Below are 16,922 nucleotides of genomic sequence, written 5' to 3' on the forward strand. Positions count from 1 at the left end.
GGGTTTTTTTACGGAAAAAATTCATGACGCCCATGTTTCGCATCGTGGCCGACGGGGCCGACATCACTAGCCTGATCAATGATCGGCTGATTCAGCTTCGCACCACTGACAAGACCGGCATGGAGTCAGACGAGTTCGAATTGCGCATTGATGACCGAGACGGCCTGGTGGCGCTGCCGAGCCGTGGCGCGGGGATCGAGGTCTACCTGGGTTACGCCGAGACGTCCCTGTCCTGCATGGGTCGTTACGTGGTGGACGAAATCACCGTGTCAGGTCCGCCCGACACGATCGTGATTCAGGGCAAAGCCAGCGACATGCGCGGCAGTGGCAAGACCATTCGTAGCGGCAGTTGGGAAAACGTGCCGCTGTCGAAGATCGTCGCCGATATCGCTGCGCGTAACGGCTGGCAGCCGGTGTGCCCGGTGGCCACCAAGGTCGAGCGCGCCGATCAAATTGGCGAGTCTGATTTCAATTTCATCACGCGCCTGGCCAAGCAATACGACTGCACGGCCAAGGTCGCCGACGGAAAGCTGTTGGTGATGCCGCGCCAGGGGGGCGAAAGTGCAAGCGGCAAGGCCTTTGGCGTGATCACCCTCACGCGTAGCGATGTCAGCCGCTGGCAATTCCGCCTTGGCGATCGCAACGCGCACAAGTCGGTGGCCGCCACGCATCAGGACAAGAAGACCGGCCAGCTCGCCGTGGTGTCCCTGGACAACGATGACGTGCCGGACGGCCTGCCGGCGGTGCATACCGATCGACACATTCACCCCAACAAGACTGCCGCCGAGGCAGCGGCCAAAGCACGCCTGGCCGCGTTTAACCGATCGACCGCCGGCGTGCGCTTTGAAATGCCCGGGCGCACCGACATTTTTGCCGAGCGCTCAATCAATGCCCAGGGCTTCAAGGTCGGGCTCGATGGCGAGTACCTGGCCGACTCGGTGGAGCAGGTTTACACCCAGGCAGGCTGGTCGACCACGGTCGAGTGCAACGGCGGAAAAAAGGGTAAAGCCAAAGCCAAGGGCAAGAAAAAGAAAGCCGACAAACCGGTTAAGGTGGTCAGCTTGGCGTAACGCCACAAAACCCTCATTGCCGCCCTGTGCGGTTTTTTTATGTCTGGAGTTTGTATGCCCATTACAGAGCAACAGCTGCAACGCATCATGCCCAACGCCCGCCGACAAGCGGGCGTTTTTGTATCCGCACTGAATGCCGCGATGGCACCCCGGCAGATCAATACACCGAAACGCCAAGCGGCATTCCTCGCCCAAGCGGGCCATGAGTCAGGTCAACTGCAGTACGTGCGGGAACTGGGCGGTGATCAATACCTGAGCAAGTACGACACCGGGTCACTGGCTGCCAGATTGGGCAATACGCCAGAGGCGGATGGCGATGGTCAGCGTTATCGCGGTCGCGGCCTGATCCAGATCACCGGCCATGACAATTATCTGCGCTGCAGCTTGGCGTTGTTCGGCGACGAGCGATTGCTGCGCACCCCTGAGCTGCTGGAGCTGCCGCAGTGGGCCGCAGAATCGGCCGCGTGGTTCTGGTTCGTGAATGGGCTGAACGCGCTGGCCGATCAAAACGAGTTCAACACGATCACACGCAGGATCAACGGTGGTCTTAATGGTCTGCAGGATCGGTTGGAGTTGTGGGAGCGGGCGAGGGCGGTGCTATGCGTATCGGCGAACTGATCCCGGCGCCGTATCGGCTGCTGGCAAAAAGTGTGCTGATGGTCGTCTTGGTCGGTGGTTCTGCGGCCATTACCTGGCAAGTCCAGGACTGGCGATATGGCAACCAGCTCGCCGAACAGGGCCGGCTGCACACCGAAACGCTCAATCAGATAACCCTTGCTTCGGCCGCGCAGCAGCGTGTCGAACAAGAAAAACGCCTCGCGCTTGAGCAGCGCCTGGCAACCAGTGAACAATCCCATTACCGAGCCTTGAGCGATGTCCAACGTGATCAAGGTCGCCTGCGCGACCGCCTTGCCACTGCTGATCTGCGCCTGTCAGTCCTACTCGACGCCACCACTGGCGCCGGCAACGGATCGGCGTCAGCCACCACCGCCACCGGCGGCGTGGTTCATGGCCCCAAAAGAGCCCAACTTGACCCAGCGCATGCTCAACGAATTATCGGCATCACCGATGCCGGCGACCAAGGACTGATCGCCCTGGCGGCCTGTCAGGCCTACGCCAAAGAAGTCTCAACAGTGAAGTGAAAAAGAGCGACCGGAGTGGATGCGTCAACATCCAATCCGGTCGCCGTCCCCGCAGATTGCCCCTGCAAGTCCAGCCAAGGCTCTTACTCCGTGCACGAAGCGCGGCGAGCCTAGCACCTGTCTATCCATACAGTAAAGGTCTTGCTCTCAATGTCCACACCCATCATCCCTTGGATGGGCGGCAAACGCCGCCTGGCCGACCGACTCATCCCGCTTTTTCCGCCACACGAATGCTACGTCGAAGTCTTTGCCGGCGGTGCCGCGCTCTACTTCATGAAGCCCCAGCCATCGCCTGTCGAGGTCCTGAACGACATCAACGGCGACCTGGTCACGCTTTACCGCGTCGTGCAGCACCACCTCGAAGAGTTCGTGCGCCAGTTCAAATGGGCGCTCAGTTCCCGGCAGGTGTTCGAATGGCAGAAAATGACCCGCCCCGAAACCCTCACCGACATCCAGCGCGCCGCCCGATTCTTCTACCTGCAGCACCACGCCTTCGCCGGCAAGGTCTCGGGGCAGACGTTTGGCACGGCGACCACTGCCCCGGCCATCAACCTGCTGCGGATCGAGGAAAACCTCTCGGCCGCGTGGCAGCGGCTGTCTGGCACCTACGTCGAAAACCTACCCTGGCTTGATTGTGCCGAGCGCTACGATCGTGCGCACACTTTCCACTATATGGACCCGCCTTACTGGCAGACCGTCGGTTACGGTGTGGATTTTCCATTCGAAAACTACGAGCGGATGGCTGACTTCATGCGCCGATGTAAAGGCAAAGTGATGGTTAGCATCAACGACCATCCGGACATCCGGCGCGTGTTCGAAGGCTTCCATTTCGAAACGTTGGATATTCGCTATTGCAACAGCAACCAGCGCCAAGGAAAAGCCGAAGTGAGCGGTGAACTGGTGATCATGAACTGGGAGCCGACGTCGTTAGGTGGGCTGTTCTGATAGTGCTCGCACAACGAGAGGCAATCGATGTGCTGAGGCTGTGCTGGGTGCAGCATCGGTGGTCAACAGAAGTGGCAGGGCAGATGGACAAACTCTTCGTAGAACTTTCGATTTTAATGACTGTCGGCTGGATTTCAGCCGTGCTGCTGGCGATGTATTGGATGTGGTAGTGAAGGTAATGGCTCAGCTATTGCGTTTTTCGTCCCCGCCCAGCAGGTATCCCAGCGGTTCGATCAATTGCTACCCCTGGCTGCGAATATTACCCACAGCGGGGTCGACCTTGAACCGTTCGAAGGCCTCGCTCGGTTCACCTTGTAACAAAACCAAACAGCTGATCACCGGTCCAGGGCTTTGGCCATGCTGAGCGCCGCGACCCAGTCATGTATTCCGCTGTACTGGGAAAGTGTGCTGCCGCACAGTAGATTGATCTCCGCTGGTCGCGATGGCATGCAAGAAAATTGACCGCTAGGCTTTCACAAAGTTTACTGTACAAAAATACAGTACTTGTCAAAGGCACGATCATGAGCTTTTCCATTCTGGGTCCTATTTCCGCAGGCGGTGTAAAACTGCCGGTTTGCTCGTTCAGGGTGCCGGCTGGCTTTCCCTCGCCGGCAGCGGATCACATCGAGCAGCATCTGTCCTTGGATGAAGTGCTCAATATCCGGGCTCCGCACGTATACCTGGTCGCAATCACCGGTGAAAGCATGCAGGGCGCTGGAATATTTGAGGGCGATCTGGCGGTTGTGGATAGGTCGATCGAGCCGGCCCATGGTCACGTTGTCGTGGCGCTGCTCAACAACGAACCGATCTGCAAGCGACTGTGCAAGCGCGGAAATGACATCGTCCTGCTGTCGGAAAACTCCAGATACCCTGCGCGCTATGTCCTCGAGGGCGATGAGTTATCAATCTGGGGCGTGATCACCAGCACAGTGCGCAGCCATGTCTAAGCCGGCGTCAGTCTTCGGCCTGATCGACTGCAACAGCTTCTACGCCAGTTGCGAGCGAGTGTTCCGACCGGACCTGGCCAAGGTGCCGATCGTGGTCCTGTCCAACAACGATGGCTGTGTCATCGCGCGCAGCTACGATGCCAAGCCGTTTGTGAAGATGGGCGAGCCATACTTCCAGATCAAGGACAAACTCAAACAGCACGGCATCGTCCCGTTTTCATCAAACTATGCGCTTTACGGTGACATGAGCGAGCGCGTCATGACATTGATCGAGTCGCTGGTTCCGGCCGTTGAGGTGTACAGCATCGACGAAGCGTTCGTCGATCTGACCGGCATTGGTAACCTTGACCCGCTCGGTCGTCAGATCCGCGCCAAGGTCCTGCGTTGCACCGGCATCCCTGTCGGCGTCGGCATCGCTCACACCAAGACCCTGGCCAAGCTGGCCAACCACACCGCAAAGCGCCTTCAGGCCCAAACCGGTGGAGTGGTCAACATCACCGAACCGGCCAAGCGCGACTGGGTGCTGCGTAATACCGACGTCTCTGAGGTGTGGGGTGTCGGCCGGAAAATGAAACTTCATCTTGACGGCATGGGCATCAAGTCAGCCATGGACCTGGCCAAAACCGACCCGTGGACCCTGCGCAAGAAGTTCAGCGTGGTGATCGAGAAGACGGCGAGGGAGTTGGCCGGTACTCCCTGCCTGGAACTGGATGAGCCCGACCCGCCCAAGCAGGAGATCTGCTGCAGCAGGATGTTCGGCAAGCGCCTGAGAGAATTGCCACCTATCAAGGAGGCCGTGGCGACTTACATGATGCGAGCCTCAGAAAAGCTTAGGGCCCAGGGATCTTTGTGCAGAAAGATCCGGGTCAGCATTCGCACCGGTATGTTCAATCCGGAGGAGGCCAAGTATGCCAATGGCGTCGTCGTCGACCTGCCGTATCCGACTGACGATGTGAGGCTGTTGACCAAGATGGCCGTCGACGCTTTGGATCATATTTTCAGGCCGGGATTCAGCTACAGCAAGGCAGAGGTCATCCTGCTCAATCTCTGTCAGCCAGGTGAATACACCGAAGATTTCTTCGCCGCATCCCAGCCAGGCGCTTCCACCAAGCTGATGGGCGTACTCGACGAAATCAACCAGCGGTGGGGGAGGGGAACACTCCGTTCGGCTAGCGTGCCTACCAATCCGGAGTGGGGCATGCGGCGCGAAATGATGAGCCAAAGCTACACCACCCGGCTTGATCAGCTTTGGCGGGTAACGTGTTCATAACCAACAGCGTTGTCGCTACATCCTACAAGCGCAAGTGAGGAGCGTGTGAAGGACGGCTATCGGCCGATTCTGTTGAAAATAGTCGGCCATGGTTTCCACCGCAGAAAAGTACCCGCTTGAGATTGAAATCTTTACGTTGATTAGAGGATTCCAGGCTCAGATTTCGCATAGCTGCGCGCAAAAAAGCGTTTTCAGCAGTCAGTATGTGGGCAGTCTGGAGGGATCGACTTTTTCAACAGAATCGGCCAGGAGCGGACATTCTCAGATCGGAGCGCTTAATCCACCCCCGACCATTGACACGCTATCCAACGATTACGTAGCCTCAGGGCAAGTGTTATCGCTTCTGCTCCATTATTGCTAGTTTGCTAGTTTGCTCGTTCAAGCGTTTAACTCAATGGATCTAGGGATTAGGTATGGATATGGAAGGTTTGCGACAGATTTGGCGTAAGCATTCACGCCATAAATATCACCTAATTATACTTATGTGCTCTTAGCCAGAATAAGTCATTTAAAATTTCGCTACAAATATTGAGTGGGTTTAATGCTAATGGTGAAAGAAACCCTTGGAAGGTTATATTTGTGGCAAGTGGCCATTGGCAGAATAATTGATCTTCTGGAGCTTAGACAGCGAGTTGATCGCTTTTGCCACACTGGCAGGCCGCTGCATATTACCGAGTTATATGATAATGAGCGCAGAAGATTGAAGACTGGTCTGCGACTTGACGGTGAGGCATTGAGTAGTTTCGAAGAAGAACATGGTTCTTTATTTCCTGATATTCATGATATTCATATTATTTATGAGCTAATAACTGAAGAAATAATTATAAAGTTTTGTACAATTTTTAACGACGGCTATGGGAAAGCAGATGTTGTTGCCGCCAACAAGAAACTCTTCTGGAAGCCGATCCTCGATGAGATTGTTTTAGAGGCGTTTTCTGATGATATTAAAATAAAGTTTAATGAATTTATGGAGGATGCCAGAGCATACCGCAACAAGCGCGGCGCTCACTTTGACCAAGAAGGATTTACCATGACGCATGGTAATAAAAAGCTCGGTGAGGACGGCATTATTTATAGCGTAGGCTGGAGTAGCGCCTTATTGACTTTTGACTGGGGCTTTGTGAGTGACACTATTCCTGTTTTCCATAAATCTTTATGTGGTTATATTCAGAAGCTACAGAAAGAAGCTGGCATAATTTAGAAAGCGGCTTCGCCGTCCTCACTGGTGCGGGCCTGAGCGCATAGCAATCAGGTTATCCGCAACTCCATCCTTGGGCTAAAACCAAAATTATTTAATCTCAGAACGCAAAGGATAGTCATGATAATTGAATGCAATCATTGTGAGTCGAAAGTAGATGGGATAGAAAAAGGGGAGGTCTATGATAACGACCCAGATTATCCTTTTCCCTGTAAAAGAGTATTGGTTCAATGCCCAGTGTGTAAGTCGGCTCTACTAGGGATTACGGAGAAGATACAAGTTGGTCACGATGATTGGGAGTGGGATAATTTACATCGGTTGTGGCCACCGCAAGATGCCAGTATTGATCGTGAAATCCCTGAAATAGCAGGTGTTTCACTTGTAGAAGCAAGGCTTTGCTTTAAAGCTAAAGCGTATAGCGCATGTGCAGTGATGTGTGGGAGAACTATCGAAGGTTTATGCATGCACCATAAAACAAAAAATAAAACGTTAGCTGGTGGGTTGAAAGAATTAAAGGAGGCTGAAATAATTGATACAAGACTATTTGAGTGGGGGGAGGCATTGAGAAAACATAGAAATATTGGAGCGCATGCTAGTAGTGAGAAAATATCCAAAGAAGATGCAAAGGATTTACTGGATTTTAGTAGTGCTATATGCGAGTACGTATTTGTATTGAATGCTAAATTTAATCGCTTTATTGAGCGCAGTACAAAAAAATAATAAAAAATTGCGATTTGGCTATTTATTAGAATAAGTTAACCCCTTGGCTTGAACTGAGGTGAGCAATGGGGGTGGAAATTAGAAGCCTAATAGTTGAGAGTCTAGTACGGGTATTCATTATCATATCTATGTATAGAATTGTCAGGTTTGAGTTGCGTTCAGCCGGTCAGGACCGGCTGATTCCGAATCTTTACTAAACGGAGCTTTTAGCGGAGTCTGATAATAGATTGATGCAGGCGGTGCCTGGCTTCAGAGGGTATCATTTAGCACGAATCTCTTCGGCCCAGTCGGGCGGTAGCTCTTCAAGTTTATTTGTTACTATTCGAGCATCATTATTCAGCGCCGATCGGAAAGCGTTTATAAATTCAGTTCGTTTGCCCGTAGCTTCTGCAAGCGGCGGGATGGTAGTCATGAAATAACTTCCAACATAGTTTTGCGTGTACCAGCTTTGTCGAAGTAGAGAAATAAGGTTGTCCGCCAAAATACCTTTGTTCTGAAAGACGCCCCAGAAACTATTCGCATATGTTCCTAAAATGCCACCGGATATTTTCTTTGTACCATGTATGTCAACATGGCCGGCCAGCACGTCTTTAGTGATAAGTTCTTCAAGCCGTATTTGCACCAGCTTCCGCAAACCTGACCAGTTGGCTCGTGGTAAGGTAGCAAGCAGTCGCAAGTTCGGTGACCACTTCCCTCTTGGTGTCTCCTTATCGATAACAGCGCTTAGGTGCGTGAGAAACTCGCTTCGTTTGGCAACCGATAGACGAGACCAAAGTACTCTTACATAATTGCTATGTTTATACTCGTACACTAACTCGTTTGCGATACGCTCAAGCAATTCCAGTACAGCGTGATCTGGTGTATCTTCGCCTAATGCCGCTGCATATGCTTCCCCCTCTACGAAGTCTGTGTCGACTACACGGGAAAATAGGTGGTCAAGTGTGCGCTGCTCGCGCTCAGGATCATCAGGCGAAGTTATCTTTATGAAAGCGGTACGTATGTCGTTTAATTGGGCGCGTGATCCAAGCATATTGTTGAATTCAGTAGCCTCAGCAGAGTCGATATCCGAATTAACGATCAGCTCCTGAATCATTAGTCGGAGACTAAGTATGTCTCTGTTCAAGCGGGATGCACGATTTTCACTCGTCAATGTAGACAAGGAGTTTAAATATAGGATGTCGATAATTTTGGCAACGTTAGCGCCAATCATAACATTTTCAGCATGAAGATCTCCATGCGCCATACCTTGTGCATGAATGTGGGCTAACCCATCAATTATCCCTAGCCCAAACAAAACAACGTCTGTAGCTGTCAATTTTCCACGGCTTAGGTATGTTGCAAGTGTTACCCCATGAATCAATTCCATAACTACGCAGCTGGCGTCTTTGCCGGTATTTGGGTCCTGAATAGTTTCGAGAGTGAGAACCGCTACAACATTTGGGTGCGTCGCACGAGCCAAGGCTTTTGCATGCGCCAAAGCATCTGCGACTCCTAAACTCGCTTCTCTAACAATTTTTACGGCGACCTCTCTATCTAGTTCGTCTCGTGCACGCCAAACATCTGCGAACGCTCCATCACCAAGTTGCTCAATCAGCTCCAGTTTCATAATTATTTTTCATATCAATTGGTTAGTAGGCGTAGTAAATACGATGTTCAAGGCGAAAAGAAGTAGGGAGTTGAGGCTATCAATGTGCTACTAGTCTGTCTATGGCGACTTCTATTTAGCCTCTGCCCGGCGTGACGGGCCGGTTGAGTAATTCGTGAGCGGCCGCTTCTGCCAAGAGCTCCAGTCGGGAAGGGCGGCTATCAACCCAAATCGGCGGATTTCAGCCTCAAGCAAATCAGGGCCAATTCAATCGACCTTGAGGATTTGCTTTTGGCTGGTAGCAGTCACTCTGGTGCCAACATCACTGCAAGCGTCATCTTGAAGAATTCTTCATTGCGGTCGATAGCCGCCAAGGCGCCGCGAACATTCTCGGCGACCTCGGCAGAGCCACGCTGCTCGACCCAATTGGAAAGCTCCAGGATGGCCGCTTCCAGGGCGAGCTGGTTTTCGTTGATTTTGTACAGCAGGGAAGGGAGCAGGTCTGAATTGGGCATCAAGAATCCTCCGTGGAAAATTCAGCGTAGCAGTCGAATAATGAGCGGGTGACTTATTGCCGCCTTCTCACAAGCAAGGGTCGCTCTCCAAGACGCCAAACCATGACCCGGAAGTGCCCTTGATGGGCCTGTGTGAAAACCTGCTTAAAAATTGCTACAAGGCGAAGAAATAAAACAGGATGGGCCAGGCGGGCCGGGGCTGGAGTGGATGACTACATCCAATCCATCATCAGACCGACCTTGCACCTCCATACGCACCTCGTCCGGTTTGGGTTCAAACAGCATAGCCGGGCGTGAAGGGGGGATCGCTTAGGGCAAAATTAGGGCAGATTACAGCCCGCTTGAGGCCGCATCACGCCGAGGGCAACAGGCGAAACCACCATATTTGCTGGCCTGAAGCGGCCCATGGGTATGTTAGAAGGGGTTCGAATCCCTATCCAATTGTCCCGCGTTAGACCTTACATGAAAGGCTGCTGTCGACCCATAGCTGCCTGTCAGCCAGGGCACCAACCCATCCCAAAATGTGCGTCAGGAACATCTGTCAAACACTCTCAAACCGCTGATGAAATTCAAAATTGCCCATATCCGTTTGACGAGCCGGAACCCTGTGCCTAGGGTTCTTGCAGACATTTAGTCGTCAGTCTGGTGCTTCAGGTGGGTTTTACCCGTCGCACTTACTCGTGAAAGGACGCTCGTTATGACTTCATCACGCAAGTTGTTGTTTTGTATTCTGCCCCTATGTGCCGCGCTCGGCAGCGCGATGCACGCGCAAGCCAGCACGCCGGATTTACTGCTGACTACACCTGCCACACCCGATGCAGTAGAAAAAGGGATGCAGGCTGATGGCTACAGTCTGGCGATCTCGGCTTACAACTGGGGTTATCCGCTGGTGCGCATGGAAAGAGTGGCACGTGAATACATCAGCGTTCCCTCACCCAAGCCCGACACCAGCTATCGCGCAGGCCTGAACCAGATCGGCTGGGCCACTTCGCTGGCGTCACCGTCCGCCAAGGACATGCCCACTGCCAACAATGACACCTATTACATGAGCGCGGTGCTGGATCTGACCGAGCCCTACGTGTTGACTGTTCCTGATACCCATGACCGTTACTACGTGGTCGATGTGTTCAACATGTGGCAGGAACTTGAACACTATGTCGGACGGCGCACGACCGGCACCAAGGCAGGCAAGTTTGTATTGGTGCCACCGGGCTGGAAGGGCGAGTTGCCAAAGGACGCTAAGCGTCTCGACGTCTCGACCAAAAAAATCTGGCTGTGGGGGCGCATTCACGTCAAGCAGGGTGAAGATGTAGCACCGATCCTCGCCTTGCAGAAACAGTTCAGTGTCGTGCCGTTGAGCGGCAAAACCCATAAGGATGAAACCTTGCATGCGTTGCCGAAGACCGGCGACGACCCGCTGGGGTTCTTCACCGAACTGGCTTCGGCGCTTAAGGACAATCCGGTCAAGCCTGCCGACGCGGCCTTGTTTGCCCAGTTCGCCCGCATCGGCCTGACGGAAAAGGGCTTTTCACCCGATAAGTTGAATCCGGCCACACGCAAAGGTCTCGAGGAAGGATTGAAAGTTGCGCCCTACGTTGCGATTGCGTCGTTGGCCAGCACATCGGAAGTGCGCAATGGCTGGAACTGGGTGACCGGTCTTGACAGTTTTGGCTACAACTACCCGCTGCGCGCCATGGTGGCCGGGCCTTATCTGGGCGGTCAGGGTGAGCACGAAGCGATGTATCCACTGCGCTTCACCGACAGCAACAACCAGCCACTCACTGGCGCCAATCAATACGAAATCAAACTGGCTTCGGCACCGCCGGTGAATGCCTTTTGGTCGCTGACCATGTATGACGCCAGCGACAAAATGCTGGTCGATAACGAGATCAGTCGCTACAAGGTCGGCTCCGATACGCAGGGGTTGAAAGTCGCGGCGGACGGTTCGATCACCATTCCCATTTCCCACAAAAAACCCCAGGGGGAGAATGCCGCCAACTGGCTACCGGCACCCGAAGGCGGTTTCTACGTGATGTTACGTTTGTATCAACCCTCAGAGGAGGCTCTCTCGGGCAAGTGGCAGCTACCGCAGCTGAACAAGGTCAATTGAGCATCAGGACATATATATTGAATCATTGGCCAATAGCATCGACGGATCGTCCGCTATTGGCCGATTGATACCTGTTGCGAAGGTAGGCAATCGACAAAGAAATCTTTTCTAGGATGAGCTAGGGTTGGATTAGCTCACTTTGCCAGTTGCTATCTGACCAGCTCACCACTGAGCGGCTGGCAATGTGGGCTCTCGACCTAGGATAGTTTCAAATTTCGACAGGCTGCTTTTGGCTGTGGATTCAACCAGTCGCCACCGTCAGGTTTGGGTCGGTTAGCGACCACCAAACACTGTGACTGATCCACCCTTGTCCACAGTTATGGTTTTACTGGGTGAGTATCGTTAACGTGCGGGGCGTCGGTTGGCTTCTTCTCCGGAACTGTAAAACTCACGATCGTACTGGTGAGGATTTTGTGAGTCGGGTCGGCCACTTCAAGAAGTACCTTGTGAGTGCCGGGCTTGAGCCCGACCAAGATAATCGGGTCTTCACTGGTGTGCGCCCATGTACCGTTCCAGTCATCAATGGTCACGTGAAGGTGACCAAGACGTGGTGATACATCAGCCGCTGCTTTACCAAATACCGGCATGATTCTGGCGTGCTCTGTTTGATACTGGATAATCACGACTCCGCGGACGAGCGGCTCGGCAAGCGGCGGATAGGCAATGAGCGTCGGCACCGTCTCGGATTCCAACGGAAGTATTGCCGGTGGGTGATTGGTGTCTGCTGATCCTTGACCAAACGCAACTGTGCAAAAGAAGACACCCCAAGCAAGGGACGATAGATTTCCGAGAGCGAGGGACATAGTGTTTTTCTCCCACGTAGTTTCATTTAAGCCTAGATCAAACCAAGTACTGTCCAGTGCTTCTTCGAAATCGGCATCCCCCACCTTTTTCCATCGACACTGACTGACTGCTTCTGGCCGATCGGTGCCTGTAAAAAAGGGCAGAGTGCGACCCGTAGCGGTCACTGCGGAGGGTTGCAACGAGATGTGACTCCAGCCTCCCATACCGAGGATCAGCAGCTAATATTAATAAGCTAGATTCCTTTCTTCCGACCCAAGGGACGCGAGTCATGATCTCGACACTAGAGCTTCGTCACATTATCGAATGTGGATTCCAGCCTCTCTCCTGCACATGCTCAGCCAATCCGGACGGATCTTTGATGATCAAGGTATTCGATTCGACCTCTGGCCGGGTCGATCTTCTGGTCACTGCGGTTACGACCAGCGAACTGACGTCCAGCCGGGCAATTGCAAATTTGATTGGTGAGCTTCGTTCTGAAATGGCAGCGCACAAAGCGACGGGCACGGTGGTATTAGCCAAGTAGTGACCAGGACCATAAAAATGGTGCTGCCGAAGAGATCGATAGTGGCCGATCGCTGGCTACCGAGAAGGGCCGCGATCAACTCAAAGGTGTCGTTTGTCTCTCTCAATTAAGAGACGTTTCTTCGCGGACGTCTTATCATTAGTTTCTCAAAAAATGGCTATATGGGAGGCGTCAAAACCGCATATGGCGACATTCGAGCAAGGAACCATTGCGTGAACATAGAATGGGAAAAACTCTCACCCATACCCGGATGGGGGATCGTTGTTGAGGACGACCCAATACTTCGCGTGTTGATGGTCGATATTTTGGCCGAGATTGGTCTCCACTCCTTGGATTTTGAAACCGCAGATGAGGCTTTGATTTACCTGCTGAGCAGGCCGAATGATTGTTCGCTCGTCATCGCGGATCATGGCTTGCCAGGTCAACTGCAAGGCGCCGAACTTGTCGCGTTGGTGAAGACGAAATGGCCGTCCATCGCTACGATCCTCACTTCCGGCTACGCGCTGGATGCCTCAACTGTTCCCACCTCAACGACGTACTTGGAGAAACCTTGGTCTTTGGAAGATCTGGTGATGGCTGTAGCAAACCTACTTCAACCTGGTCGCCCACTCCAAAAAACATCGTGACGACGGAGGTATCGGGCAACAGCAGACGGTCACGACCGACTGCTTATGGCCGATCACGGTCACTCCGGCGTCATCATGACGGCGAGCGTCATTTTGATGAACTCCTCGTTCCGGTCGATTGCTTCGAGGGCTCCGCGCACGTTGTCGGCTACGTCAGCGGCTCCGCGCTGCTCGACCCAGTTGGAAAGCTCCATGATGGCTGCTTCCAGGGCAAGCTGGTTTTCGTTGATTTTGAACAGTAGAGAAGGGAGTAGATCGGAATTGGGCATGTGCTTTTCCTCCGTGGATTGAGGAAAGCGTAGCAGTAGCTTAGAAAGTGACGAACGGTAGGCAGGACGCCTGAAAGGGAATGAATCTCGTACCAATTTTTGTACCAATGACCGTGTAAATCAGGCGAAAACCGGGGATCCCAAAGTAAGGAAGTGCCCGGTTTTATTGGCCCTGAGTACTTTGTCTTACCCCTTTAGAATCGCGGTGTAATTCTGTTCCAGGGACATGAAACTACCTGTGGGATTTTACGCAAAGGGCAAGGGTACGGTGGCAGACACGACGCTGCAAGCGTGACGCATCAGCTTTACTCGTCGCGACCTTCCATCATGGTGCGTTTGAGCATCACATAAACCGCTCCGGCACCGCCATGTTTCGCCTGGCAGGAGGTGAAGCCCAATACCTGCGGATGCTGGCGCAGCCACGTGTTGACGTGGCTTTTGATCATCGGCCGCTTGCCGTCCAGCCGCACGGCTTTGCCGTGGGTGACGCGCACGCAGCGGATTTCGAATTTGGTTGCTTCGGCGAGGAACGCCCAAAGGGTTTCCCGGGCCTTTTCCACGTTCATGCCATGCAGGTCTAGGCTGCCTTCGAACGGAATCTGGCCGATCTTGAGCTTGCGCATCTGGCTTTCCTGCACGCCGTCACGCGCCCACATCAGCTCGTCTTCAGGGCCGACGTCGATGACGAACTGATCGGACAGCCCGTCGACGGTGGTGGCATCGGTGCGCACGGTAGCAGCCTGGCGCAGCTTGGCGATCTGCGCGCGGTCGGCTTTGGGTTTGCCGGTTTCGGCGCGGTCGTGCTTGATCGGCTTGACGCCTTGGATCGCGCTTTTGAACAGGGAAAAATCGTCGTCTTGCATGTCAGCCTCCGCGAAGGGCGGCCAGTTTACCCAACTCGAAGCGAATGGGCGCGCGACAAAGTGCGCCGCATTTGGCTCAGTCGTGTTTTTTCATCAGGTGTGGGGACATGTTCAGCTCCCGCGACTGGCGCGAACGGCGACGGCAGCGGCGCCACAGCCACACGCCGAGGTACAGCACGAACAGGCCAATGACCAGAATCACTGCCGCCCCGGCCTTGTTGGAGTTCATCTCGCCCAGAGCTGGGGCGTGGCCCAGCAGGGCGGCAACCCCGGCCATGGCGAGCAGCACGCCACTCATTGCCAGCAGCGCAGCGAACGCCGCACCAATTCTAAAACGCCAGTTGCTTTGGCCTTTGGGCCGCAAGCGGCGAGCGTCAAAACCATCGGATAACTTCATTCCGACCTTCCTCAATGGGTATCGGCCCTTCGACCGGGAGTTGACCGGGATGTTCCTGAGGCTAAGACAATTACGGCTAATGAGAGGCTTTTGCGGATGAGCGGCGGTGCATACCGCTCATATCAGTAGTGATCAGACCAGATCGTTGGTCAGGGCAAGCGCGGCAAAGTTGTCCGCCATGATCGCCATTTCGGTCTGTTGAACATGTTCGGCGCTCAGGACACCGCCCTTGTACGGCAGATCGCGGGTGGCGCAGGCGTCTTCCACCAGGGTGCAGCGGAAACCCAGGTTTTTCGCGGCGCGCACCGTGGTGCTGACACTGGAATGACTCATGAAGCCACACACCACCAGGTCCAGGCCCAACCCTTCAAGACGCTTTTTCAGGTCCGTGCCATGGAACGCGCTCGGCAGCAGCTTATCGATAATGGCTTCGTCGTCCTGTGGTTCAAGGCCGGGGATGAACGCACCGCGTTCGCCTTGCGGGTCGAACAGCCCGCCGACAGTGCCCAGGTGGCGCACGTGTACGATCGGCCGGCCCGCTGCTCGGGCAGCAGCCAGCAATTTCTTGATGTTCGCAACCGCCGCATCCATGCCGCTCAGGGCCAGTGGACCGCTGAGGTATTCTTTCTGGGCATCGATGATGATCAGGGTCGCATGACTCAGTTTGGCTGCTGCATAACCGCGGCCGCTGAGTTGAAACATCGTTTGTGGAACGGACATTCTGGGGCTCCTTCGAGTGGGGCTTTTGCGACATTGTCCTCTGGCTGAGCGCTTCTGTGAATCGCTACCATCGTAGGCACCGTCGTTACTGGCGTGCAGCGTTGTCAAGTGGTCTGTTTTGTTCAATGCCCGGCTGAAAAAAGAGATTAGTCCTACATTTGCTCCGGTGTTTTTCCTGCGTCGTCGTGGCGTCGTTTGGCTGGTAGAATCGCCAGTCGATTTTTCTGGAGTTTGCCGTCGTGATCACTTCCCGCCTTCGTACCCTGCGTGACCATATCCGTTGGGCCGTCAGCCGCTTCCATGGGGAGGATCTGTTTTTCGGCCATGGCACCGACAACGCCTGGGACGAAGCCCGTCAACTGGTGTTGGGTGCGCTGCACTTGCCGTGGGAAATCGCCGATAGCTATCTCGACTGCAGTCTGGAAGAAGACGAACTGGTCCGCTTGCAGTTGTTGCTCAAGCGCCGCATCGAAGAGCGCGTGCCCACCGCTTACCTGCTGGGTGAAGCCTGGTTCTGTGGTATGTCGTTCATCGTCGACAAGCGTGTGTTGATCCCGCGTTCGCCGATTGGCGAGCTGATCGAAAACCGCTTTACCCCGTGGCTGGGCACCGAGCCTGCGCGCATTCTCGACCTGTGCACCGGTTCCGGTTGCATCGGTATCGCCTGCGCCTACGAGTTCCAGAATGCCGAGGTGGTGCTGGCGGATCTGTCGTTCGAAGCGTTGGAAGTGGCCAACCAGAACATCGAGCGTCACGGCGTCGATGAGCGGGTTTACACGGTACAAGGCGATGGCTTTGATGGTTTGCCGGGCCAGCGTTTCGACCTGATCGTGTCGAACCCGCCGTATGTGGATGCCGAAGACTTCGCCGACATGCCGGATGAATACCAGCACGAACCGGAACTGGGCCTGGCCTGCGGTGACGATGGCTTGAACCTGGTGCGACGCATGCTCGCCGAAGCCGCGGATCACCTGACCGAGAAGGGCTTGCTGATTGTCGAAGTGGGCAACAGCCAGGTTCACGTCGAGGCGTTGTACCCGGAAGTCGATTTTGCCTGGCTGGACTTTGAGCGGGGCGGGCATGGAGTGTTCATGCTGACGGCCGAACAGTGCCGCGATCATCAGGCCCTGTTCGCTTCTCGCGTTTAACCTTAAAACGCAAAAGATCGCAGCATTCGGCAGCTCCTACATGGAACGCGTATCGCTGTAGGAGCTGCCG

19 protein-coding genes and 1 pseudogene are annotated in these 16,922 nt (G+C 54.2%); 12 read left to right on the forward strand and 8 right to left on the reverse strand.

Going from position 1 to position 16,922, the window contains the following annotated elements; genetic code table 11:
* The first annotated feature begins 23 nt into the window (after nucleotides 1-23).
* The 4 genes from KVG88_RS12380 (at nucleotide 24) to KVG88_RS12395 (ending at nucleotide 3,157) form a co-directional block, all read left to right on the forward strand.
* Nucleotides 24-1,070 (forward strand): phage late control D family protein, encoded by a 1,047-nt coding sequence (locus KVG88_RS12380; RefSeq protein WP_217871516.1) that lies wholly within the window; start codon nucleotides 24-26, stop codon nucleotides 1,068-1,070.
* Nucleotides 1,071-1,124: 54 nt separating this feature from the next.
* A complete protein-coding gene (locus tag KVG88_RS12385) occupies nucleotides 1,125-1,688 on the forward strand; it encodes a glycoside hydrolase family 19 protein (protein ID WP_217871519.1) in 564 nt (187 codons plus the stop codon).
* Nucleotides 1,670-2,212, forward strand: coding sequence for a lysis system spanin subunit (locus KVG88_RS12390; RefSeq protein WP_217871520.1), 543 nt, complete (start codon nucleotides 1,670-1,672; stop codon nucleotides 2,210-2,212). Before KVG88_RS12385 ends, KVG88_RS12390 begins: the two co-directional genes overlap by 19 nt.
* 150 nt (nucleotides 2,213-2,362) lie before the next feature.
* Entirely contained in the window at nucleotides 2,363-3,157 is a 795-nt protein-coding gene (locus KVG88_RS12395) for a DNA adenine methylase (protein WP_217871522.1), read from the forward strand.
* Nucleotides 3,158-3,397: 240 nt separating this feature from the next.
* Here KVG88_RS12395 and KVG88_RS31065 read toward each other — a convergent pair.
* Nucleotides 3,398-3,484: pseudogene (locus KVG88_RS31065) on the reverse strand (DUF159 family protein); the annotation flags it as partial.
* Between the two features lie 194 nt (nucleotides 3,485-3,678).
* Between KVG88_RS31065 and KVG88_RS12400 the strand changes: the two are divergent.
* The 4 genes from KVG88_RS12400 (at nucleotide 3,679) to KVG88_RS12415 (ending at nucleotide 7,292) form a co-directional block, all read left to right on the forward strand.
* Nucleotides 3,679-4,104 carry a LexA family protein gene (locus tag KVG88_RS12400; RefSeq protein ID WP_217871523.1) on the forward strand — a complete coding sequence of 142 codons (426 nt, stop codon included), beginning with the start codon at nucleotides 3,679-3,681 and terminating at the stop codon, nucleotides 4,102-4,104.
* Nucleotides 4,097-5,374: a translesion error-prone DNA polymerase V subunit UmuC gene (umuC, locus tag KVG88_RS12405; RefSeq protein WP_217871530.1), complete on the forward strand. Its 1,278-nt coding sequence runs from the start codon at nucleotides 4,097-4,099 to the stop codon at nucleotides 5,372-5,374. Before KVG88_RS12400 ends, umuC begins: the two co-directional genes overlap by 8 nt.
* 547 nt (nucleotides 5,375-5,921) lie before the next feature.
* Complete coding sequence (locus tag KVG88_RS12410; protein WP_217871540.1) at nucleotides 5,922-6,575, forward strand: hypothetical protein; 654 nt, start codon at nucleotides 5,922-5,924, stop codon at nucleotides 6,573-6,575.
* A gap of 117 nt (nucleotides 6,576-6,692) precedes the next feature.
* On the forward strand, nucleotides 6,693-7,292 hold the full coding sequence (locus tag KVG88_RS12415) for a DUF4145 domain-containing protein (RefSeq protein WP_217871543.1): 600 nt from the start codon (nucleotides 6,693-6,695) through the stop codon (nucleotides 7,290-7,292).
* Nucleotides 7,293-7,551: 259 nt separating this feature from the next.
* Here the strand turns inward: KVG88_RS12415 and KVG88_RS12420 are convergent, their stop codons facing one another.
* Nucleotides 7,552-8,898, reverse strand: coding sequence for a protein kinase (locus tag KVG88_RS12420; protein ID WP_217871553.1), 1,347 nt, complete (start codon nucleotides 8,896-8,898; stop codon nucleotides 7,552-7,554).
* Nucleotides 8,899-9,182: 284 nt separating this feature from the next.
* Nucleotides 9,183-9,392: a hypothetical protein gene (locus KVG88_RS12425; protein ID WP_217871554.1), complete on the reverse strand. Its 210-nt coding sequence runs from the start codon at nucleotides 9,390-9,392 to the stop codon at nucleotides 9,183-9,185.
* Nucleotides 9,393-10,089: 697 nt separating this feature from the next.
* Here KVG88_RS12425 and KVG88_RS12430 point away from each other — a divergent pair.
* A complete protein-coding gene (locus KVG88_RS12430) occupies nucleotides 10,090-11,502 on the forward strand; it encodes a DUF1254 domain-containing protein (RefSeq protein ID WP_217871556.1) in 1,413 nt (470 codons plus the stop codon).
* Between the two features lie 317 nt (nucleotides 11,503-11,819).
* On the opposite strand, the gene KVG88_RS12435 is transcribed toward KVG88_RS12430, so the two are convergent.
* Entirely contained in the window at nucleotides 11,820-12,305 is a 486-nt protein-coding gene (locus KVG88_RS12435; protein ID WP_217871831.1) for a DUF6130 family protein, read from the reverse strand.
* Between the two features lie 269 nt (nucleotides 12,306-12,574).
* On the opposite strand from KVG88_RS12435, the gene KVG88_RS12440 reads away from it, so the two are divergent.
* Nucleotides 12,575-12,829, forward strand: coding sequence for a DUF1652 domain-containing protein (locus tag KVG88_RS12440; RefSeq protein ID WP_217871559.1), 255 nt, complete (start codon nucleotides 12,575-12,577; stop codon nucleotides 12,827-12,829).
* 212 nt (nucleotides 12,830-13,041) lie between these two features.
* Nucleotides 13,042-13,455, forward strand: a complete 414-nt coding sequence (locus KVG88_RS12445) for a response regulator (RefSeq protein ID WP_217871570.1) — start codon at nucleotides 13,042-13,044, stop codon at nucleotides 13,453-13,455.
* A gap of 59 nt (nucleotides 13,456-13,514) precedes the next feature.
* On the opposite strand, the gene KVG88_RS12450 is transcribed toward KVG88_RS12445, so the two are convergent.
* From KVG88_RS12450 to KVG88_RS12465, 4 genes are all read right to left on the reverse strand, one after another.
* On the reverse strand, nucleotides 13,515-13,724 hold the full coding sequence (locus KVG88_RS12450; RefSeq protein ID WP_212625048.1) for a hypothetical protein: 210 nt from the start codon (nucleotides 13,722-13,724) through the stop codon (nucleotides 13,515-13,517).
* A gap of 305 nt (nucleotides 13,725-14,029) precedes the next feature.
* Nucleotides 14,030-14,587: a Smr/MutS family protein gene (locus KVG88_RS12455; RefSeq protein WP_095059191.1), complete on the reverse strand. Its 558-nt coding sequence runs from the start codon at nucleotides 14,585-14,587 to the stop codon at nucleotides 14,030-14,032.
* 76 nt (nucleotides 14,588-14,663) lie between these two features.
* Nucleotides 14,664-14,984: a hypothetical protein gene (locus tag KVG88_RS12460; protein ID WP_150702844.1), complete on the reverse strand. Its 321-nt coding sequence runs from the start codon at nucleotides 14,982-14,984 to the stop codon at nucleotides 14,664-14,666.
* Nucleotides 14,985-15,116: 132 nt separating this feature from the next.
* Nucleotides 15,117-15,704, reverse strand: a complete 588-nt coding sequence (locus KVG88_RS12465) for a cysteine hydrolase family protein (protein ID WP_217871571.1) — start codon at nucleotides 15,702-15,704, stop codon at nucleotides 15,117-15,119.
* Nucleotides 15,705-15,943: 239 nt separating this feature from the next.
* Between KVG88_RS12465 and prmB the strand changes: the two genes are divergently transcribed.
* Nucleotides 15,944-16,852 carry a 50S ribosomal protein L3 N(5)-glutamine methyltransferase gene (gene prmB / locus KVG88_RS12470; protein ID WP_217871573.1) on the forward strand — a complete coding sequence of 303 codons (909 nt, stop codon included), beginning with the start codon at nucleotides 15,944-15,946 and terminating at the stop codon, nucleotides 16,850-16,852.
* Nucleotides 16,853-16,922: the final 70 nt, after the last annotated feature.

It is taken from the genome of Pseudomonas azerbaijanoccidentalis, from assembly GCF_019145495.1.
In the GTDB taxonomy this organism is placed as follows: domain Bacteria; phylum Pseudomonadota; class Gammaproteobacteria; order Pseudomonadales; family Pseudomonadaceae; genus Aquipseudomonas; species Aquipseudomonas azerbaijanoccidentalis.